Here is a 19,593-nt window from a genome sequence, read left to right on the forward strand (position 1 = left end):
TCCCGTCGCCAAAGCCGTTCGATGCGTTTGTCATTCACTTGCCAGCCTGCGTCTCTTAACAGGGCAGCAACTCGACGGTAGCCATATCGACCAAACTGGCGCGTCAGCTCGATCATATCCTCGACCAAGCGTTCTTCGTCAGCGCGTCCACGTGGTAATCGGCGTTGTGTGGATCGGTGCTGGCCCAGAACGCGACAAACCCGTCGTTCAGAAACCTTGAACTGACTACGAACATGGTTGATGCAGGCCCGCCTACGCGAGGGGCTCAGAAGTTTCCCGATGCGGCTTCCTTCAGGATCAACTTATCTAATGTCAGGTCAGAAACCGCACGACGCAGACGCTCGTTCTCTTTTTGTAGTCGCTTCAGTTCCTTGAGTTGTTCTGTGCCCATTCCGCCATACTTTTTCTTCCAACGGTAATAGGTTTGTTCAGTCACGCTGATCTGTCGGATCGCATCAATCCGGGGCAAGCCTTGACCCACCAGAGCTTCAACCTGCCGTAACCTCACGACAATCTCGTCTGGCTTGGATCTCTTGATCGCCATACTTGGTCCTCCGCTTTCCTAACTATAGGGGCGGACCACTTCAAAGGGAGAGGCTCACCTTGGCAAAGTGAACCGACTGCTCCGCGAAGAGAGGGAAGTGTTAAAGAAGGCAGTTGCAGTAAAGTAGAAAACCAGAAACTAGCAACCGCATTTGTCACCGGCTCCAACGGTAGCCAACGTCGATAAATGCCAGCGTACTTCACCTCTATAGCTGCAAAGGTTAGTGGAATTCCACAACAAAAATTGTCTGACGCGCGATACACCAGCATATCAATAGCTTAAGTTTGAGAATGAAGTCGCCTGTTATTCAATTGATCCTCGGTTCGCCTCCTACCGCCGGAGCCATGAAAAGCAACTATTTCTTCCTCTCGGCTACTATAGTCACATTACAATTTCATTCCTGAATTGCCCCCACGACAGCAACTATCACAGACGAATCCATAGGCTAAAAAGCATTACCTTAGGCGGCGTGGCTTCTCAGGTCTCTCACATCAACCGTGAGGTGATACGCTTGGCAGGTCTCCCCCCCGACTTCGAAACGAGGTCCGGCCGGGGTGCTTTTCAACCCCGCCCTGCGCATGAGCAGTGCAGCTGACACTGTAGTAAGGCAAAGGAATGCATTGATCTTCCAGTCTTTCGCCAATCGCGCAAAAGTTAGCCCCATCTCTACCCTAACACGCATACGTTCACGGCTGCTCAGGGTGTCATCGATAAAGACCCTGCTCACCTCCCAGATCCTTGGATCCTGAGGCGCTGGCACGTTTAGGATATCTGCTGGCAGATCAGGGAGTAGGCCAAGCTGCGCATCGCGTAACATATAGCTTGCATTTACGCAGCTCGCTGTCGTGGGCGTAACCCGGAAGCCGCCAAAGACCTTCATGTCCTCGTGGATCACGCAATAGATGCTTTCTGGCGTGTCATATTGATCGAATTCCAATCCGCGAACGTTTGGGAGATTCCAACCGAGCGATTCGATGAAATGGTGAAACCGGGCTCTCAACAGGGCTGTGTAGAGAGTGCCCGTTTCTCCAAGGTTATCGAAGGTGATTTCTGTCGACTGCATACAGGTGCCTGACCGTTATTTCATTCCTAGAGAGAAGAGCCTCAAGAACTCTCCTAAAAATTGAAATAAATTGAGCAGGACATCGTAAACTTTGAGTTAATTTCTCAACATTCTGACGTCAGGTTTTTACGTTTCAGCGGGTTCGATGAACGGACAAATAAGAGGCCTAAGCCGTTGAACCTACATCACGTAGGTTTAGGTCCATATGGAGACATTTTCACCTAAGTCAGGCTGGTCCAAAAGATTAGCATCCTGGAGGCCTGCAACCCTGCGAATTTCGGACAGCAGCACCGACTTTTTAACCGGCTTTGCCATATAGCCCGCAACACCCAATGCAAGATAGCGCTCCCGATCTTCCGGAGCCGCGTTTGCGGTGAGCATAATTACAGGGGTGGCGCCAACCCGGCCGCCAAGTCGCGCCATTTCCGCTAAGGTTTCACGCCCGTCCATTACGGGCATTTTCATATCCAACAGAATGACATCCACTGGTTTGCGCTCTAGGCAGGCAATGGCTTCGGCTCCATTGGTAGCCTCAGTGATTTCGACATCACTTTTTTTCAGAAAGGCGCGCACGACCATACGATTTGACGAGGTATCATCTACCAGCAGGATAGATTTTATACCTAGATCCCCAGCGCTATTGTCGGCTTCCTTAACCGCCGACTGTGTCACAGTGGAGTGAACTTTTGGCTCCTCCAGAACTCTGATCTGACTGGTGAACGTGAAACAGCTTCCTCGCCCGGGACTGGATGACACCGTGATATCGCCATCCATCATACATGCAAATCGACGCGCTATCGCGAGACCTAAACCTGTACCCGGAACCGCTGGAGCATCCTTGCTCTCGACACGGTAGAATTCAGTGAACAATTGGGAAACCTGACTATCGGTCATACCGCGGCCGCTATCAGAAACAGCGACGGTAAGCGTCGAATGACTGCCATTCGGCTCGCAATGGACCTCGACTGATACACGCCCGGCTTCGGTATACTTTACCGCATTCGAAACCAGGTTTCCAATCACCTGGCGCAACCGTAATGCATCGAATTCGGCATAGTTCGGAACGCCTTCGCCAAGGCTCATGTCAAGACGAAGCCCTTTTTCTTCTGCTGACGGCCTAAACACCTCTACTGCGCTTGCGATTTCCGCCTTGGGCGTGGCGGCCGCTAGGCTGAGCTCAATATGCCCAGCCTCAACCTTGGCGTGATCGAGAATACCGTCCAAGATACCGGTGAGCGCCTGCGCGGACTGTCGAAGCAACAAAGTTCGCTCTCGCAATGTCTCGGGGTCGGCACCTTCCTCATCAATCAATTCCGACATGCCGCAAATAGCATTTAGAGGCGTTCGGATTTCGTGGCTCATCGCGGCGAGGAAACGGCTCTTGGCGCGGCTTCCAGCCTCGGCTTCACTTAGGGCCTCACGCAACCGGTTGGTTAGCCGATTGAGCGTCCACATACCATAAGCCACATAGGCTGCTCCGATGACCATAATCGCAACGGCTATGAAAATCTCGATAGAGCTAGCGAATGTGAAAAGAAAACTGACCATCATGTACCCGACGGCACAAATGATCGGTACCACTGTAATGATTCCAAAGATCATCCAGTCAGAACGCCCCACTACGCTCTGATTAAGCGCGATTAGTAGCAGCATCGCCCCCGCAAGTTTTGGAAATGGTTCTGACTGCATAAAAAGCAGCAATGGAATGGAATTAAAGACCCAAACCCCAATGAAGGCAGAGCCAGTAAAGAGAATAAGTCCAGTCCACGTGACGCTTTGCTTGAGATTCCTGTATACAAATATCCCTAAGATCTCGACCAACGCATAGGCTAGGTAGACGATCCCCAACGTCTGTATCGGCAGATAGTAAAGCGATAGGATCGCTACGAGCGTAATCGATGCGAAACGATAAGGAAGATCCGCACGGACCAGCACATTCTGTGCAGCCACAGAGTTTGTGAGGTTTGGCGGTAAATCAGACATGCACATCTTCCTTGCAGCAACTATCACGTCGTTCCCTTTTTAAGCGAACGCGCGCAGAAGGTAACCACTCATCACCTTTCAATACAGGCGACTTACCTTCTCCATTGAAATTGCGGCCTAAAAATGACCAGTGGGCATGTCCGACTGCGTTGGATAGCGGGGAGTACATCTAATTTTTCACATATTTTAGTTTAGTATTGGTTGTTAGTTTTTGACAAACATTGCTGCCACTTGAAGATCGCAATCAAGATCTGTTGGTCGTAGCAAGTAACTAAAGGGAATTGACGACCCATACTTTTGCCTGCGGGCAAACACCTAAATCTTTCTCTGTACAAACCGTAGCATGATTGCTATGAGGCAAATTCCTGCAAATCCTTGCAACATCAGACTAGAAAGGTGGTGAAAACCACATGCAGGTTAGTGTTCGCGACAACAATGTTGATCAGGCCCTTCGGGTTCTTAAGAAGAAGCTCCAGAAGGAAGGCGTTTTTCGTGAAATGAAGCTTAAGCAACATTTCGAAAAACCGTCTGAGAAAAATGCGCGTCAAAAAGCCGAAGCGATCCGTCGTGCCCGTAAATTGGCACGTAAGAAGCTGGAACGCGAAGGGTAAATTTATTTACTCGTCGGTAGAAAAACAGAGCCCCCGTTGCCTAATGGTAGCGGGGGTTTCATTTTGTGGGCCCCTGCCCTGATCTTAACGAGAAACACATTTCAACTATCAGCTAGACAACTGCACAAATCGAAGGATCTTACGGAACTCTTGAAAATCTGGAACATACGTAAGAGTTCCGAAATGAACTACGTCACGCACCCATAGATGCAACGAGAACTCTGTTCAACTTCAATTGGTTGGATGGTGGGTCGTGAGAGGCTCGAACTCCCGACATCTTCGGTGTAAACGAAGCGCTCTACCAACTGAGCTAACGACCCGTTGAGGCCGGATTTAGACAATGCGCGCGGCCGACGCAAGAGCTCAAAACATTTTTTTTCAGTTATTTCATTTCCAGCCAATGGCCCCCTGTAACACTTGGGCGAAACCAACGTCATGACGGTCGGTTTTAGCTTCGAATTCAGTCCGGGGCTATATTTTCTCAATACTAGAGGAATGGGGTGTCCAGCCGAACTTCATCTCAACTTTGCACTGGGGCACTAGCTGTACCCCGGCACGGCAAGAGCAAAACGTCTGCACGATCCGTTAAGCACTCCTATGGCATCCTGCTTCACTAAATCTTCAGATTTTGGGCAACTTTGGATCGTAAATGGGTTCATAAATGCCGCCCTATGATACGCCGAGATCACCACCCGCATTCAGGTCACGTTAGACACCACGCCCCGCAAGCGGTTGAAATTATTGGAAACCTCTTCTTCGACATACCATTAGCGTGTGAACTTTGAGCATGCCGGATCAAAAAAATCTATTAAAATTCCGGATCTTTCGACAGGTTTTTGCCACATTTAGACCGCCCCAGCGCTGCATTCATTGACCAAAACTTAACGCAATCCCGGGCTTGAGTATTCGCTTGGGAACGTAAGGTATGTGCTCAATGCTTTGCCAGAATGGCTATCGGTTCATCACCGCAATCGTGATGAATTTGCATGTTGCACTGATTTCTCAAGATAAGGGCAACCCAATATGACAAGTATAAATACCAACTCAGGTGCAATGGTCGCGCTGCAGATGCTTGGGGGTACCGTCGAGCAAAGAGAGACCGTCCAGGAAGACGTCGCTACCGGTAAAGAGGTAAACACCGCCAAAGATAACGCGGCATTGTGGGCAATTTCTCAGGTCATGGACGTCGATGTCGCTGGACTGTCTGCCGTGTCCGGTTCTCTTTCACTGGGCGAGGCGACCGCATCTGTGGCCGCTGTTGGCGCAGAACGGATGACTGAAGTACTGCAAGATATGAAGCAGCTCACAGTCTTGGCCAGCAGTGGATCCGTTGATTACAGCAAAGTAGAAGCGCAAATGGCGCACAAGACAGAACAGCTGAATTCAATCATCTCTTCGACTCAATTCAACGGTGTGAACCTGCTAAAGACAGACATTGACGGAACCGGTACCAGTTCACTGACAGTTGCCGCATCACTTGATCGTCAGGGCTCAGGAACACCTAATCTGGAAACCATTTCGGTCGACAGTGTGGATTTTGAAGGAAGCGCCAGTTTCGACATCAACAATCGCACTGCAATCACTGACCAGGCCAGCGCCCAAACGGCGCTAGGTGAAATTGAAGGGTTCCTGCGATTTGCGATTGAGGGTGCAGCCGCGCTTGGCGCCAGTGCCACTCAGATTGCGGATCAGAATGATTTTGTCGGCAGAATGGCTGACAGCATGAAGATGGGCATCAGCGCGATGACCGACACCAACATGGAGCAAGCCTCGGCCAAACTAGCTGCGCTTAACGTTCAACAACAACTCGGTAGTCTATCGCTCACGATTGCGAATGCCTCGCCGAATAGTTTGCTGACACTTACTTAATATAAGCGTTGGGCCGGGTTTTCATCCGGCCCAATATCACCACAGGATTATGCGTGACTTTGGCTACGCAACTGGCGTGGTGTTTGACCATATTCCGCTTTAAAGGCTCGGGTCATTGCGCTTGCATTTTCATAGCCACATCGGGCCGCAATTTCCGTCACTTTCAGGTCTGTATCACTCACCAGTTTTCGAACCAAAATCAACCGAAGCCGCCGATAGACGGCTTGTGGCGTCGCATTCATTTCCACCCGCATTCGCTGTTCCAGAGTTCTTTGGGTGCATCCAACCTGCTGGGCGATGTCTCTGACTGTCAGTGGGTGTTCAAGGTGTTCCTGCATAACTGAAATGGCTCGGTCGACTGTTCTACCGGTGGTCCGCGAGAACGACGAATGGGACCGCGCAGAGTCTCGTGTCATAAACAATTGCGCAACCGCTACTGACAACAACGGGTCGTGCGTTTCACTAATCAAGTGCATGATCAAATCAAACGCGGCCATCGCGCCCGAGCAGGTTATCCGGTCCCGATCAATCACAAACCGCTCACGCTGTGCATCTACATTGGGAAAAGCCTCGGCAAAACCGACGAGCTCTTCCCAGTGGATTGTGGCGCGGTAGCCATCTAATAATCCGGCACTAGCCAACAACCAACTGCCTGTGTCGAGACCGGCCAGATAAGTATACCGGCTGGCAGCAGCTCTAAGGCCTCGGGTGATGTCCCAACCTCCAAGTCCCCGAAATCCGTAGGATGGCATGATCATGAGGGCTGTCCCCTGCCCTTCGCTTAATGGTCCATGCGGGGCCACTTGCATGCCACTGGAACTGGCAACGGCTGCGCCGTCCATGGTTAGGAACCGCCAACGATACAAAGGCGCGCGCGACAATGTATTTGCAGCTCGCAGGGGCTCGACGGTGTTTGCAAGGCAGTGATTTGAGAAGTTGTCAAAAAGCAGAATATCAAAATTCTGTGTTTCAGCATCAATTTTGGGGGAACTCTGCATGGTATGCATCTAACTCTGCACGTCAGCCTCGAGCAAGCCGTTATTTCATCTTGGGAAACACGACTGCAGAGGAACCTGAGAAATGAATTTTGGCCTGTCCGAAGAGCAAGAGATGATTGTCTCGACTGTTCGTAGTTTCGTGGAGAAGGAAATCTATCCGCATGAGGCCGAGGTCGAGCGCACTGGTCAGGTGCCTCATGAGCTAGGAGAGGCGATCAAACAAAAATGCATCGATCTGGGATTTTACGCCTGCAACTTCCCCGAAGAAGTTGGCGGCGCGGGGCTGAGCCACGTTGACTTCACCCTGGTCGAACGCGAGCTGGGCCGCGGTTCTATGGCACTGACCCATTTCTTTGGCCGCCCGCAGAATATCCTGATGGCCTGTAACGAAGAACAGCGAGAGCGCTATTTGCTGCCTGCGGTGCGCGGTGAACGGATGGATGCGCTGGCAATGACCGAGCCAGATGCAGGTTCGGATGTGCGCGGCATGAAGTGTCAGGCGGTACGTGACGGTGGCGATTGGGTCATCAACGGCTCCAAACACTTCATTTCCGGCGCAGAACACGCCGATTTCTTTATCGTGTTCATTGCCACGGGTGTTGATGAAACACCTAAGGGCCCGAAGAAGCGGATCACCACTTTCCTTGTGGATCGCGGCACACCGGGGTTCGAGGTGCGCGATGGCTACAACTCGGTCAGCCACAAGGGATACAAGAATTGTATCCTGACATTTGACGACTGCCGCCTGCCGGATGCGCAGGTGCTGGGCGAGGTTGACGGCGGCTTTGCTGTGATGAACGAATGGCTTTATGCCACCCGTATAACTGTCGCGGCCTTTTCGGTCGGTCGGGCGCGTCGCTGTTTTGACTATGCACTGAATTACGCCGCCGAGCGCAAACAGTTCGGCCAACCGATTGGCAAATTTCAGGGCATTGGCTTTCAAATCGCGGATATGATCACTGAAATCGACGCCGCCGATTGGCTAACACTAGCCGCCGCCTGGCGTCTGGATCAGGGGCTGCCCTCCAACCGCGAGATTGCCTCAGCCAAGCTCTATGCATCAGAAACACTGGCCCGGGTCACCGACACTACATTGCAAATTTTTGGCGGTATGGGCCTGATGGATGACTTCCCAATCGAACGGTTTTGGCGCGATGCCCGCGTTGAGCGGATCTGGGACGGCACTTCGGAAATTCAGCGCCACATCATTTCCCGCGATCTGTTGCGCCCACTTGGCGCGTAGGGTTCCTGACCATGACCAAAACGCTTAGCCGCTTGTTCCAGCCAAAGACCATTGCCGTCATTGGTGGTGGGGCCTGGTGCGAACAGGTGGTCAAACAATCTCAGGCCATGGGCTATGTCGGTGACATCTGGCCGGTTCATCCCAAGGCTGATGAAATTGCAGGGTGTCAGACTTACCCAAGCCTGGCAGATCTGCCCAGTGCACCCGACGCAGTCTTCATTGGCGTCAATCGCCACGCCACAATCGAGCTTGTTGGCGGGCTAGCCAAAATGGGGTCTGGTGGTGCGGTCTGCTTTGCCTCCGGTTTTTCCGAGTCTGTGGCCGAGGATGCAGCCGGTGATGACCTACAGGCGCAACTGGTCGCGGCCGCAGGTAATATGCCGATCCTAGGTCCCAATTGCTATGGCTTCATCAATGTCTTGGATGGGGCCCTGTTGTGGCCGGATCAGCATGGCTGCGAAAGGGTGGACCGAGGTGTCGCGATCCTGACGCAAAGCTCGAACATTGCAATCAATCTGACGATGCAGAAGCGCGCTCTGCCGGTCGCCTATGTGGTGACCTGCGGGAACATGGCGCAGACCTCACAGGCACAGATTGCCTCGGCCCTGCTGGATGATCCTCGTGTCACAGCCATTGGTCTGCATATTGAAGGGTTTGGAAATCTGCGTGATTGGGAAGCGCTGGCCGCCAAGGCGCATGACAAAGGCGTACCGCTAGTCGCTCTCAAAGTCGGCACATCCGAGCAGGCGCAACAGGCCACGGTTTCGCATACCGCTTCGCTGGCCGGCAGTGATGCTGGGGCGCAGGCTTTTCTTGATCGGTTGGGTATTCCCCGGCTAGGTGCCCTGCCCGACCTGCTGGAAACACTAAAACTGCTGCACTGCAATGGCCCGTTGCCCAACGGCAATATCGCCTCCATTAGCTGTTCTGGAGGCGAAGCCAGCCTGATCGCGGATATGGCGGTTGAGACCACGTTGAACTTCCCCCCACTGACAGAACGGCAACATTCAAAATTGCGCAGTGCGCTTGGTCCCATGGTGGCTCTGAGCAACCCACTGGACTACCACACCTATATCTGGCGCGATCAACACGCGATGGCGCAAGCCTGGTCCGGTATGACAGGCGATGACATCGCAATGACGTTCTCGATCGTGGATTACCCTACAACCAACGCGGCGGACTGGGTCTGTGCCACCCAAGCAGCACTCGCCGTGCGTGCCGAGACCCAATCACGGTTTTCCGTTGTGTCGTCGCTGCCTGAACTTATGCCAACTGATGTTGCTTCTGAATTGATGGCAGGCGGCGTCGTGCCATTTCTGGGCCTGCGTGAGGCGCTGGCAGCAACCGAAGCGGCAGCTAACCTGGGTGCTCCTTACCCAGACCCGGTGTGTCTGCCGGGAACCGCCCCGCCAACCCAGACGTTGACCGAGGCACAGTCAAAACAGGCACTGGCGGATCACGGGGTTCAAGTCCCACAGAACCGCTCAGTCAAAGGGCTCGCAGCAATAACCACTGCCGTCACCGAACTGCGCCCTCCCTTTGCCATCAAGGGCGTCGGCTTGGCGCACAAATCAGAGCATGCAGCGGTTCATCTGGGTGTAACGCCCAAGGACGTCAACGACGTCGCCACAAGAATTGGCACCGACGAAATACTGATCGAAGAGATGATCACAAGCTCCGTCGCCGAACTGTTGGTGGGCGTTACCCGCGATGCGGCACACGGGTATGTTCTGACACTGGGCGCTGGGGGGGTGTTGACCGAAATGCTACGCGACACCATATCAATGTTGCTGCCAGTTCAGGCCCAGGACATCAAAGCCGCCTTGAACACACTGAAATGCGCGCCGCTGCTATCCGGCTATCGGGGAAAACCCGCCGCCAATACTGCTGCGATTGTTGAGGCTGTTCTGAGTGTTCAATCCTACGTTCTTGCTAATGCCGAAACAGTTAGCGAAGTTGAAATTAACCCCTTACTCTGCGCGCCTGAACGGGCCGTGGCAGTTGACGCCCTTATTCGAAAGGCCTGACGACATGTCTCCGATAAAAACCAAACGCGACGGCGCCATTCTAGAGGTCACGCTGGACCGGCCCAAAGCCAACGCGATTGATCTGGCAACCAGCCAAGTCATGGGCGAGGTGTTTCGCGATTTTCGTGATGATCCTGAACTGCGGGTGGCTATCATTACCGGCGGTGGGGAAAAGTTCTTTTGCCCCGGTTGGGATCTAAAAGCCGCAGCTGATGGTGATGCAGTTGATGGCGACTATGGTGTCGGCGGTTTTGGCGGTTTGCAGGAACTGCGCGACATGAACAAGCCGGTGATTGCCGCTGTGAATGGCATTGCCTGTGGGGGCGGGTTGGAACTGGCTCTGTCCGCAGACATTATCCTGGCTGCTGATCACGCATCATTTGCCCTGCCGGAAATACGTTCAGGCACCGTCGCAGATGCTGCCAGTATCAAATTGCCCAAACGCATTCCCTATCACATCGCGATGGAACTGCTGCTGACCGGGCGTTGGTTTGATGTGGACGACGCCCATCGTTGGGGCCTGGTGAACGAGATTGTTGCTGCCGATCAATTGATGACCCGAGCGTGGGATCTTGCCCACCTATTGGCCAGTGGTCCGCCGTTGGTCTACGCCGCAATCAAGGAAATTGTCCGTGATGCCGAAGACAGCAAATTTCAGGATGCCATGAACCGTATCACCAAAAGCCAATTGGCCACGGTTGATACACTTTATCGTTCGGATGATCAGTTAGAGGGCGCTCGCGCCTTTGCGGAAAAGCGTGATCCGGTTTGGACTGGGAAATAATCACAACCACACAAAGTGGCCTCGCGCAGATCGAGGCCACTTTTATGTTTGCAGGTTACCGTGGAACCATATTTTCAAACCGGCGGAATGCCAGTGTGATAAGACCGGCGATGACCATGTAAACCACCGCCAGCAACAAAAGCGGCTCATAGACAATAAATGTGTCCGATCGGACCCGCGACGACACAGCATAAATGTCGATCACAGTTATAGTCGCTACCAATGGTGTTGCCTTCAACTGCAGAATGGTTTCGCCGCCCAAGGTCGGCAGCACGTTGCGAATGGCCTGCGGCAGCCAGATCCGTCGAAACATTGTGAATCGGCGCATTCCAAATGATTTAGCGGCCTCTAGCTGGCCCTTTACCACACCGGAAAAAGCTCCGCGCATTACCTCGCCTTCGTATCCTGCATAAGACAGGGTCAATGCCAGCACCGCGTAGGGCCAAGCCTGACGCAGATAGGGCCACAATTCACTGCCTCGTATCCATGGGAATTGCGGGAATAGCGACCCGAGACCATAGTAAAGCAGCCATATTTGCAGCAACAGCGGCGTACCGCGAATGATTGTACAGAATACGCGTGCAGGCATTGCCAGGTACCAAGGTCCAATCGCTTGAGCCAATCCAATCGGCACAGCAAGTACAAACCCCAGAACTGTTGTCACCACCATAATCCAAATCGTGGTCCATAAGCCTTCCAACGCCAATGGCGCGTATTTCGGAAGCCAGTCCCAACGCAGAGACAGCGCACACCACAGGACCACCGCCCCAAACAGCGCCATCATCACAATACGATGGGGCTGTAGAAAAGATTTGAACGTGATCATCCCCTGCCCCCCCTTAGCGAAGGCTGGCCCCGGCGAGCCCACTTTTCTATCCAGCCAAACACCACGCCAGAACAAAGAGTTACCATCAAGTACAATCCGCCAGCGGCCAAGAAGAAGGTGAAATAAGCCCGGGTGCTGCTGGCCGCCTGACGGGTTTCAAGTGTTAGTTCCGAAAATCCGACGATAGCCAATAGCGCTGTGTCCTTGGTGGCGATCAGCCACAGGTTCGCCAGCCCCGGCGTGGCAAAGGACATCATTGCGGGAATAGTGACGCGCCACATGATCATTATCGGTGGCATACCAAAGGCACGTGCGGCCTCGATCTGACCCGGGGGCACAGCTTTGATCGCGCCGCGCAGTACTTCGGTTGAATAAGCGCCCTGCACAATGCCCAGCACCCAAATACCGGCCACAACACCACTAATCTCAATCCGGCCGTAGCCCATCGCGCCAGCCGCCTTATTGATAAGATCTGTGCCGACATAGTACAGGATCAGGATTAGAACCAGTTCAGGCACTGCCCTGATCACCGTAGTGTATATGGCCAGCAGGTCGCGAATGACCGGCCCGCCATATAGTTTTCCATAGGCCCCGAAAAGCCCGATCAAAACTCCAAAGCCAAAAGCTCCGAATGCTATCTTTAATGAGTTTGCCAAGCCGCGTAGCAGATTGGCCCCCCACCCCGGAGCAGAGAGCGACAACAACTGTGCGCTCTCAGCGAGGCCGAGCGTTTCGAGGGTCAGCTCCAAGGTCTGACCTTATTCGCTGTAGATGCTGGCGTTAAAGTAGCGCGCTGTGATCTTTTCGTGCGTGCCATCAGCCAGAATGGCTGCAATACCAGCGTTCAATGCAGCTTGCAGTGCCTCATCCCCTTGACGGGTGCCTGCGCCTACACCTTTGCCGAGGATAGCCTCGTCATTTGCCACTGCGCCTTTTATTTCACAGCAAGAACCTGTGTCGGAACCGACAAAATCGGCCATGGCGATGCTATCAGCCTGCGTAGCGTCAATACGTCCAGCATACAGGTCCTGGTTGGCTTCGTCCTGCGTCTGGTACACTCGAATTTCAGAGTCCTTGAAGTACGCCTGCGCATAGGCCTGGTGGATGGTCGATGCCTGAATGCCGATAATTTTGCCCGCCAGCGATTCTGGTGTTGGCTCGATGTTCATGGACTTATCAGCAACGATCACAGCTGGTGTGTTGTAATACGCATTCGAGAAGTCGATGGTTTTTGAACGTTCCTCGGTAATCGACATCGAGGCCATGATGGCGTCGATTTGCTGCCCTGTTAGCGACGGGATGATGCCATCCCAAGCTACCGGGGTAATCACACAATCCAGTTTGGCCGCCGCGCAAACGGCATCGATGACTTCAATTTCCCAGCCAACCCAAGTGCCAGAAGAATCAACCGACGCAAACGGCGGATAGGCTTCGGCAGCAATGCCGATCTTGACCTGTTCGGCAGTCGCAGCACCGGCGACAAGTGTGGCCGCAGCAACTGTGGCAGCAAGTATGGTCTTCAGTTTCATGACGTTCTCCCTGAAATGTCATCTATTGAGTCTTTTGGATTGGTTAGGCGACCGAGCTGAGGAACTGTTTCAGCCGTGCCGACTGTGGGTTGCCGAAAACCTCGGCAGGTGGGCCCTGCTCTTCGATGCGGCCTTCGAACAGATAAACGACGTGGTTTGCCACCTCGCGTGCAAATTTCATCTCGTGGGTAACCAACAGCATGGTTCGGCCTTCCGCGGCTAGGTCGCGGATCACCGTCAACACTTCTCCCACAAGCTCTGGATCCAGCGCCGATGTAGGCTCGTCGAACAACATGACGTTGGGATCAACAGCCAGGGCCCGGGCAATGGCAGCGCGCTGTTGCTGTCCACCCGACATAAATGCCGGAAACGCATCGGCTTTATCACTTAGCCCTACGCGCTCCAGCAACTCCTTTGCGCGTGCGATAGCCTTGGCTCGCGGCACTTTGAGTACATGTACCGGCACCTCAATCACGTTCTCCAGCAATGTCCGGTGCGTCCAAAGGTTGAATTGCTGGAACACCATCGCGAGCCGGGTGCGGATACGCTCGATCTGCCGCCTGTTGGCCGGGCTGCCATCGGCGTTCATTTCGACCTCTTCACCGTCAATAACAATCTTGCCCGAGGACGGGGTCTCAAGAAAATTAATACATCGTAGCATTGTCGACTTGCCAGACCCTGAGCCGCCGATAATTGCAACCACATCACCCTTTTTAGCGTTCAGCGACACGCCTTTTAGCACCTCGAGGGTGCCAAAGGATTTATGCAAATCCTCAACTTGAATGGCTTCAGCCCGCGTATCGGACACAGGTAACGGGTCTGCAGATGCAGCTGTCGGCATTTTCCGGCTTCCTAACATTTGTGCTTGTAGTAAGGCTGAAGCTTCGTAATTATGCAAGTGTATAATTACTGACGCCGCGAGAGGAAACCCTGTGAGTGACGAACGCCGCAAATTCAAACGCGAGAGTCCCGAACAGCGCAAAGAGGCGCTAATCGAGGCGACGCTTTCTCTTGTGGCTGAAATGGGCGTACGCGGAGCAACGGTGCGGGCCATCGCAAAACGGGCGGACGTGACCCAAGGTTTAATCCGGCACTACTTCACGTCCAAAGAGGATCTGATCATCGCGGCCTATGAACACCACATGACCACAATGACGGATCAGACATTTTCGCTCGCAGCTGCAGTTGACAGCTCAGCGCGGGATCAATTGGCGGCTCTGGTCAATGCATCATTGCGGCCACCGGTAGCTGATCCCCGCTCTGTCGCTTTGTGGGCCAGCTTCCTGAACAAAGTGCAGCAGGATGCTCAGATGATGGCCACTCACGAGCGCACCTACGCTTACTTTCGCGACCAGCTGCAAGACCTTATTCGCGCTGCCCTTGAGGAAGCAGGACAGGTGGCATCACCCGCTCGCCTGCGCCATCTGGCAACTGCCTGCAACGGCGTGATTGACGGGTTATGGATGGAAGGTGGCGCACTGCCGGACGCCTTTGCACCGGATGAACTGCCGGGCATTGGGTTGGAATCTGTTGGCGCAATTATTGGACTAAACCTGGAACAAAAGGCGGAACAGCCATGAAAACAACTGCAATCACCAGTCGATTGGATGGTTTGGGCGGCGCAAAATGGGAATTGCATCTAAAGGCGCGGGATATGATCGCTGCTGGCGCAGACATCGTCGAGATGACTATTGGTGAACCGGATGTTCCAGCACCGGCTACACTGATGGACACCGCTGTTTCCTCGATGAGGGATGGACGTACCGGGTATTCAGACGGACGCGGCGAGAACAACCTACGCACGGCTTTGGCTGAACGCTACACAGCCACCATCGGCCGAGATTTCAAGCCAGACAACTTCCTGTGCTTTCCAGGGACACAGACTGCATTGTTCACTGTAATGATGGGCGTTGCCGAAGCCGGAGACGAAGTTTTGGTCGGCGATCCGATGTATGCCACCTATGAGGGCGTGGTTCGAGCCTCGGGCGCCAACATGATCCCGGTGCCGCTGCGTCCCGAACATGGGTTTCGCATGCAAGCGGCCGATCTGGAAAAACGGATAACTCCGCGCAGCCGAGCTATCCTACTGACCTCTCCGCATAACCCGACAGGGGCAATCCTGACCGCAACCGATATCGAGGAAATTGGTGTGCTGGCGGTCAAACACGATCTTTGGATCATATCAGACGAGGTCTATGAGCAGTTGGTGTTTGACGGCTCTACCTTTGTGTCGCCGCTGGCCAATTCGGCCTTTGCAGATCGAGTGATTGCCGTGTCGTCAATCTCAAAATCCCACGCTGCTCCGGGGTTCCGCAGTGGTTGGTGTGTGGCCTCAACAGAGTTTTGTGACACGCTGCTGCCGGTTTCGGAAACCATGCTGTTTGGCAATCAACCCTTTATCGCAGACATGACCGAACAAGCCGTACGCGAGGGCTCTCCGGTAGCCGAGGGCATGCGGACACGATACGCGGCCCGTGCTGTCAAACTGCATGATCGGCTATCGCAAGAGACCAGCTTGACGGTTCACCAGCCCGAGGCCGGAATGTTCGCAATGATCAATGTTGCAAGCACCGGACTGGATGGACAGGCCTATGCCGAAAACCTGCTGGAAAACGGTGGTGTTGCAGTGATGCCGGGAACCTCTTTTGGGGCCACGATGTCAGATTGGGTACGCGTCGCCCTAACGATTGACGATTCCGATTTTGACCGGGCTATCGAGCGTATCGTCACACATGCCAACTCTTTGCAAAGGAATGTCGCATGACCACAGTCGGAGAGGCGCTGGTTGCGCAACTGGCTGAACGCGGCGTCGAGACAGTGTTTGGCATTCCCGGCGTCCACACAGTCGAACTGTATCGCGGGCTCGCGACTTCGGGTATTCGACATGTGACACCTCGCCACGAACAGGGTGCCGGTTTTATGGCGGACGGATATGCACGAGTGTCCGGCAAACCCGGCGTCGCTTTTGTCATAACTGGCCCTGGCTTGACCAATACGCTGACCCCTATGGCACAGGCTCGGGCTGACAGTGTTCCAATGCTGGTTGTATCCGGGGTGAACAGTGTTGCGTCCTTGGGTAAGGGGTTGGGCCATTTGCATGAGCTCCCAGATCAACACAAGTTGATGTCGACAGTGGCACTGGTGTCCGAGCAGGTTCGCACAACAAACCAGCTTGCCTCTTCACTCGATAAGGCTTTCGGGCCGTTTTCTACGGGCAGACCCGGGCCAACCCATATCGAAATACCGCTAGACGTGGCTGGTCAGGAATATGCAGCCCCTGCTGAAAACTTCGCCCCAATGGAGCCAGCCGACGACGATGCCGAAACAATCACGCAGGCCGTGCAGTTACTAGAAAAGGCTCAGGACCCGGTTATTTTAGCCGGCGGTGGCGCGGTTATTGGTGCGGCTGCGCTACGCGAACTGGCCGAGAAACTGGATGCCCCCGTGGTGCAGACAGTAAATGCGCGCGGGGTAATGTTCGATCACCCTCTGGGAGTTCCAGCCAGCCCTAGCCTTGCGGCCGTTCGTGATCTTATCGAGAGTGCAGACGTGGTGCTGGCCGTTGGCACAGAATTGGGTCCAACCGACTACGACATGTATGCCACCGGAGCTATGGCTCAGATGCGCAACCTGATCCGGATCGATCGCTGCGAACAACAGTTGGGGCGTCATGACACTAAGATCAGTTTACTCGGCGACGCGAAGACCAAACTGACGGAATTAATCCGAGATATTCGCCACAAAGCTCAACCCTCCGGTGCAGGTGCTGACCGGGCCGCGCAGGCACGGAGCATGGCCTTTGAGGCGCTCAGCACTGAATATCAGGCTCAGGTGCGGATACTTGATGCGATGCGGGACGCAGTTCCCAGCGCGATCTTGGTCGGCGATTCAACACAGCCAATCTATGCCGGTAACCTGTACTACGACTCCGACCGCCCGCACGGCTGGTTCAATGCGGCCACTGGGTACGGCGCATTGGGTTATGGTATCCCAGCTGCTATCGGCGCCTCGATTGCAGAACCAGGTACACGGGTCATCTGCATCACCGGCGATGGTGGCGCCCAGTTTAGCCTGCCCGAGATCATGGCGGCTGTGGATGAAAACCTGCCCATCACATTCGTTATCTGGAACAACCAAGGCTACCACGAAATCGCATCATCTATGCAAGATGTTGGCGTCACTGTGGTGGGCTGTGATCCAACCCCACCGGATTTCGAATCCACGGCAAAGTCCTTTGGCATTCCCCATCAACACTGCACTGCCGATCCAACTGCCGTAGCAGATGCATTGGCCGCCACTGCCCGTATGCCAGGGCCTAGTATGATTGAAATTGAGGCACCGGCTTTTCGGCCCTCCTAAACTGATGAGACTGCAATGAGTAATCCTACATTTGAGTTCAGCCGCGCGATCACCCGGCGCCCCTCTGCCTGCATTGTCGATGGGCTGCGTGCCAAAGACATCGGCACCCCGGATCTGGACCGGATGCAACAGGCCCACACTGCCTATGTGGCAGCACTAAAAAGCACTGGGGCCGAAGTAACTGAGTTGGAACCGTTAGAAGGGTTTCCAGATGCAGTGTTTGTCGAAGACACTACCCTGTGCCTGCCACAGGGCGCGATCATGATGCACCCCGGTGCCCCATCCCGCGTCGGCGAAGTCGCCGAAATGGCGACAACTGTGCGAAGCCTATACTCCGATGTCCGCCAGATTAAGGGGCCAGGCCACATCGAAGGCGGCGACATCCTGGTCACAGCACGGGAAATTCTAGTTGGTCGATCAGACCGAACAGATGCGGCAGGCGTTGCCGAACTGGCCGAAATCACCGCCGAATGGGGCCACAGTCTGCGTGAAGTCTTCACACCACCTGGTGTGCTGCATTTCAAAACCGATTGTTCGCTGATGGATGGAGAAACCATTCTATCCACCAAACGTCTGAATGCCTCGGGATGTTTTGAAGGATACAGGGTGCTACACGTTGCTGAGGGAGAGGAAGCCGCCGCCAATGCGATCCGCTTTAACAACTTGGTGCTGATGGCTGCCGGTTTCCCTCGGACCGCTGAAATACTGGACAAAGCCGGGTTTGAGGTCGTAGAAATCGACAACACTGAGTGCGCCAAGCTTGACGGTGGGATGTCCTGTCTGTCCCTAAGGTTCTAAGCCTTAGTGCTATTCTGCCAGCCCTTGGTCCAATGTTATAACCGTTGGTCTAAGGGCTGATCTTATGGCGGACGTCCAAAAACAGCAGTCCGCAGATGTAACATTGCCTGTCACCGTTTTTTCTGGAAATGTCGTGCAAAACAGGAGCAAGACAGATGCAGCAGGCAGAAGATTTTCGAGCAGAGAGCTCAGCTCTGGCCAATATTCTTGAGGACCTGCCAGTGTCCGTGTTTCACCAGCCGACCCTGTTTAAAGACTGGACCATCGACCATGTCTTGGGTCATCTGCACCTGTTCAATGTGGCTGCACTAACTTCGATCAAGGGGCCAGAAGCCTTTGCGGAGTTCATTGATCCTGTTGTTACAGACATGCAAATGGGCAAGTCCATTTTGGAATGCCAATTTCCCTGGTTAAACGGACTGACTGGGCCGGACTTGTTTAAGGCCTGGCGCAAAGGTGCCGACGAATGCGCTGACGCCTTTGCTCTGGCCGATCCAAAAGAACGGGTAAAATGGATCGGGCCGGACATGAGTACCCTCAGCTCTATCACCGCCCGACAAATGGAGACTTGGGCCCATGGCCAAGCGGTATTTGATCTGCTGGGTCTTGACCGCCAAGAACAGGACCGCATCCGCAACATTGCCCATCTCGGTAACGCTACGTTTGGCTGGACCTTCCTTAATCGCAAAGAAGAGGTTCCCGCCCCTGCCCCATACTTAGAATTAACTGGGCCGTCGGGTGCTGTTTGGCATTGGAACGAACCGCAAGATGACAACGTTGTGCGCGGTCAGGCTGTCGAGTTTGCCCAAGTTGTTACTCAGACCCGTAACATTGCCGATACTTCGCTGAGTGTAACCGGTGATACAGCACGCTGCTGGATGGAAAACGCTCAGTGCTTTGCTGGTCCACCGATTTCGCCACCTGCCAAAGGGCAACGTTACAAGGCAACCTAGCCTAGC

The 19,593-nt window shown here is 54.0% G+C and carries 17 protein-coding genes, 1 tRNA gene and 1 pseudogene; 10 read left to right on the plus strand and 9 right to left on the minus strand.

Annotation, left to right across the window (positions count from 1 at the left end; translation table 11 throughout):
* From DL239_RS14515 to DL239_RS14525, 3 genes and pseudogenes are all read right to left on the minus strand, one after another.
* Window positions 1-544, minus strand: a pseudogene (locus DL239_RS14515) (transposase); the annotation flags it as partial.
* 460 nt (window positions 545-1,004) lie between these two features.
* Complete coding sequence (locus tag DL239_RS14520) at window positions 1,005-1,607, minus strand: acyl-homoserine-lactone synthase (protein WP_167684828.1); 603 nt, start codon at window positions 1,605-1,607, stop codon at window positions 1,005-1,007.
* A gap of 195 nt (window positions 1,608-1,802) precedes the next feature.
* Window positions 1,803-3,590 carry an ATP-binding protein gene (locus DL239_RS14525; RefSeq protein WP_167684829.1) on the minus strand — a complete coding sequence of 596 codons (1,788 nt, stop codon included), beginning with the start codon at window positions 3,588-3,590 and terminating at the stop codon, window positions 1,803-1,805.
* A 410-nt stretch (window positions 3,591-4,000) separates the two neighbouring features.
* Here DL239_RS14525 and rpsU point away from each other — a divergent pair, with 410 nt between their 5' ends.
* Window positions 4,001-4,201, plus strand: a complete 201-nt coding sequence (rpsU, locus tag DL239_RS14530) for a 30S ribosomal protein S21 (RefSeq protein ID WP_040700433.1) — start codon at window positions 4,001-4,003, stop codon at window positions 4,199-4,201.
* Window positions 4,202-4,445: 244 nt separating this feature from the next.
* On the opposite strand, the gene DL239_RS14535 is transcribed toward rpsU, so the two are convergent.
* Window positions 4,446-4,521 (minus strand) — tRNA-Val (locus tag DL239_RS14535).
* A gap of 703 nt (window positions 4,522-5,224) precedes the next feature.
* On the opposite strand from DL239_RS14535, the gene DL239_RS14540 reads away from it, so the two are divergent.
* The gene (locus tag DL239_RS14540; protein WP_167684830.1) at window positions 5,225-6,070 is read left to right on the plus strand and encodes a flagellin N-terminal helical domain-containing protein; all 846 of its coding nucleotides are present in this window, start codon (window positions 5,225-5,227) and stop codon (window positions 6,068-6,070) included.
* 47 nt (window positions 6,071-6,117) lie between these two features.
* Here the strand turns inward: DL239_RS14540 and DL239_RS14545 are convergent, their stop codons facing one another.
* Window positions 6,118-7,068, minus strand: coding sequence for a GlxA family transcriptional regulator (locus DL239_RS14545; RefSeq protein ID WP_167684831.1), 951 nt, complete (start codon window positions 7,066-7,068; stop codon window positions 6,118-6,120).
* An 82-nt stretch (window positions 7,069-7,150) separates the two neighbouring features.
* Here DL239_RS14545 and DL239_RS14550 point away from each other — a divergent pair, with 82 nt between their 5' ends.
* The 3 genes from DL239_RS14550 to DL239_RS14560 are packed head-to-tail and all read left to right on the plus strand — an operon-like array spanning window position 7,151 to window position 11,122.
* On the plus strand, window positions 7,151-8,311 hold the full coding sequence (locus DL239_RS14550) for an acyl-CoA dehydrogenase family protein (protein ID WP_167684832.1): 1,161 nt from the start codon (window positions 7,151-7,153) through the stop codon (window positions 8,309-8,311).
* 11 nt (window positions 8,312-8,322) lie between these two features.
* Window positions 8,323-10,338 carry an acetate--CoA ligase family protein gene (locus DL239_RS14555; RefSeq protein WP_167684833.1) on the plus strand — a complete coding sequence of 672 codons (2,016 nt, stop codon included), beginning with the start codon at window positions 8,323-8,325 and terminating at the stop codon, window positions 10,336-10,338.
* A gap of 4 nt (window positions 10,339-10,342) precedes the next feature.
* Window positions 10,343-11,122: a carnitinyl-CoA dehydratase gene (locus tag DL239_RS14560; RefSeq protein ID WP_167684834.1), complete on the plus strand. Its 780-nt coding sequence runs from the start codon at window positions 10,343-10,345 to the stop codon at window positions 11,120-11,122.
* Window positions 11,123-11,177: 55 nt separating this feature from the next.
* Here the strand turns inward: DL239_RS14560 and DL239_RS14565 are convergent, their stop codons facing one another.
* The 4 genes from DL239_RS14565 to DL239_RS14580 are packed head-to-tail and all read right to left on the minus strand — an operon-like array spanning window position 11,178 to window position 14,318.
* Window positions 11,178-11,948 (minus strand): ABC transporter permease, encoded by a 771-nt coding sequence (locus DL239_RS14565; protein ID WP_167684835.1) that lies wholly within the window; start codon window positions 11,946-11,948, stop codon window positions 11,178-11,180.
* The gene (locus DL239_RS14570) at window positions 11,945-12,697 is read right to left on the minus strand and encodes an ABC transporter permease (protein ID WP_167684836.1); all 753 of its coding nucleotides are present in this window, start codon (window positions 12,695-12,697) and stop codon (window positions 11,945-11,947) included. Before DL239_RS14570 ends, DL239_RS14565 begins: the two co-directional genes overlap by 4 nt.
* 9 nt (window positions 12,698-12,706) lie before the next feature.
* Window positions 12,707-13,477: a transporter substrate-binding domain-containing protein gene (locus DL239_RS14575; protein WP_167684837.1), complete on the minus strand. Its 771-nt coding sequence runs from the start codon at window positions 13,475-13,477 to the stop codon at window positions 12,707-12,709.
* 43 nt (window positions 13,478-13,520) lie between these two features.
* Window positions 13,521-14,318: an ABC transporter ATP-binding protein gene (locus tag DL239_RS14580; RefSeq protein ID WP_167684838.1), complete on the minus strand. Its 798-nt coding sequence runs from the start codon at window positions 14,316-14,318 to the stop codon at window positions 13,521-13,523.
* A 91-nt stretch (window positions 14,319-14,409) separates the two neighbouring features.
* On the opposite strand from DL239_RS14580, the gene DL239_RS14585 reads away from it, so the two are divergent.
* The 5 genes from DL239_RS14585 (at window position 14,410) to DL239_RS14605 (ending at window position 19,587) form a co-directional block, all read left to right on the plus strand.
* Window positions 14,410-15,057 carry a TetR/AcrR family transcriptional regulator gene (locus DL239_RS14585; RefSeq protein WP_167684839.1) on the plus strand — a complete coding sequence of 216 codons (648 nt, stop codon included), beginning with the start codon at window positions 14,410-14,412 and terminating at the stop codon, window positions 15,055-15,057.
* Window positions 15,054-16,241, plus strand: a complete 1,188-nt coding sequence (locus DL239_RS14590) for a pyridoxal phosphate-dependent aminotransferase (protein ID WP_167684840.1) — start codon at window positions 15,054-15,056, stop codon at window positions 16,239-16,241. Before DL239_RS14585 ends, DL239_RS14590 begins: the two co-directional genes overlap by 4 nt.
* Window positions 16,238-17,836: a 5-guanidino-2-oxopentanoate decarboxylase gene (locus DL239_RS14595; protein WP_167684841.1), complete on the plus strand. Its 1,599-nt coding sequence runs from the start codon at window positions 16,238-16,240 to the stop codon at window positions 17,834-17,836. Before DL239_RS14590 ends, DL239_RS14595 begins: the two co-directional genes overlap by 4 nt.
* A 15-nt stretch (window positions 17,837-17,851) precedes the next feature.
* Entirely contained in the window at window positions 17,852-18,634 is a 783-nt protein-coding gene (locus DL239_RS14600; protein WP_167684842.1) for a dimethylarginine dimethylaminohydrolase family protein, read from the plus strand.
* Between the two features lie 155 nt (window positions 18,635-18,789).
* On the plus strand, window positions 18,790-19,587 hold the full coding sequence (locus tag DL239_RS14605) for a TIGR03084 family metal-binding protein (protein WP_167684843.1): 798 nt from the start codon (window positions 18,790-18,792) through the stop codon (window positions 19,585-19,587).
* Window positions 19,588-19,593: the final 6 nt, after the last annotated feature.

It is taken from the genome of Parasedimentitalea denitrificans, assembly GCF_011813015.1.
Lineage (GTDB): Bacteria > Pseudomonadota > Alphaproteobacteria > Rhodobacterales > Rhodobacteraceae > Parasedimentitalea > Parasedimentitalea denitrificans.

Coding starts and splice junctions, on each gene's coding strand:
- DL239_RS14580 (WP_167684838.1), bottom strand. CDS start 14,318: ATGCCGACAGCTGCATCTGCAGACCCGTTACCTGTGTCCGATACGCGG.
- DL239_RS14590 (WP_167684840.1), top strand. CDS start 15,054: ATGAAAACAACTGCAATCACCAGTCGATTGGATGGTTTGGGCGGCGCA.
- DL239_RS14540 (WP_167684830.1), top strand. CDS start 5,225: ATGACAAGTATAAATACCAACTCAGGTGCAATGGTCGCGCTGCAGATG.
- DL239_RS14525 (WP_167684829.1), bottom strand. CDS start 3,590: ATGTCTGATTTACCGCCAAACCTCACAAACTCTGTGGCTGCACAGAAT.
- DL239_RS14555 (WP_167684833.1), top strand. CDS start 8,323: ATGACCAAAACGCTTAGCCGCTTGTTCCAGCCAAAGACCATTGCCGTC.
- DL239_RS14600 (WP_167684842.1), top strand. CDS start 17,852: ATGAGTAATCCTACATTTGAGTTCAGCCGCGCGATCACCCGGCGCCCC.
- rpsU (WP_040700433.1), top strand. CDS start 4,001: ATGCAGGTTAGTGTTCGCGACAACAATGTTGATCAGGCCCTTCGGGTT.
- DL239_RS14595 (WP_167684841.1), top strand. CDS start 16,238: ATGACCACAGTCGGAGAGGCGCTGGTTGCGCAACTGGCTGAACGCGGC.
- DL239_RS14605 (WP_167684843.1), top strand. CDS start 18,790: ATGCAGCAGGCAGAAGATTTTCGAGCAGAGAGCTCAGCTCTGGCCAAT.
- DL239_RS14520 (WP_167684828.1), bottom strand. CDS start 1,607: ATGCAGTCGACAGAAATCACCTTCGATAACCTTGGAGAAACGGGCACT.
- DL239_RS14565 (WP_167684835.1), bottom strand. CDS start 11,948: ATGATCACGTTCAAATCTTTTCTACAGCCCCATCGTATTGTGATGATG.
- DL239_RS14560 (WP_167684834.1), top strand. CDS start 10,343: ATGTCTCCGATAAAAACCAAACGCGACGGCGCCATTCTAGAGGTCACG.
- DL239_RS14545 (WP_167684831.1), bottom strand. CDS start 7,068: ATGCAGAGTTCCCCCAAAATTGATGCTGAAACACAGAATTTTGATATT.
- DL239_RS14550 (WP_167684832.1), top strand. CDS start 7,151: ATGAATTTTGGCCTGTCCGAAGAGCAAGAGATGATTGTCTCGACTGTT.
- DL239_RS14575 (WP_167684837.1), bottom strand. CDS start 13,477: ATGAAACTGAAGACCATACTTGCTGCCACAGTTGCTGCGGCCACACTT.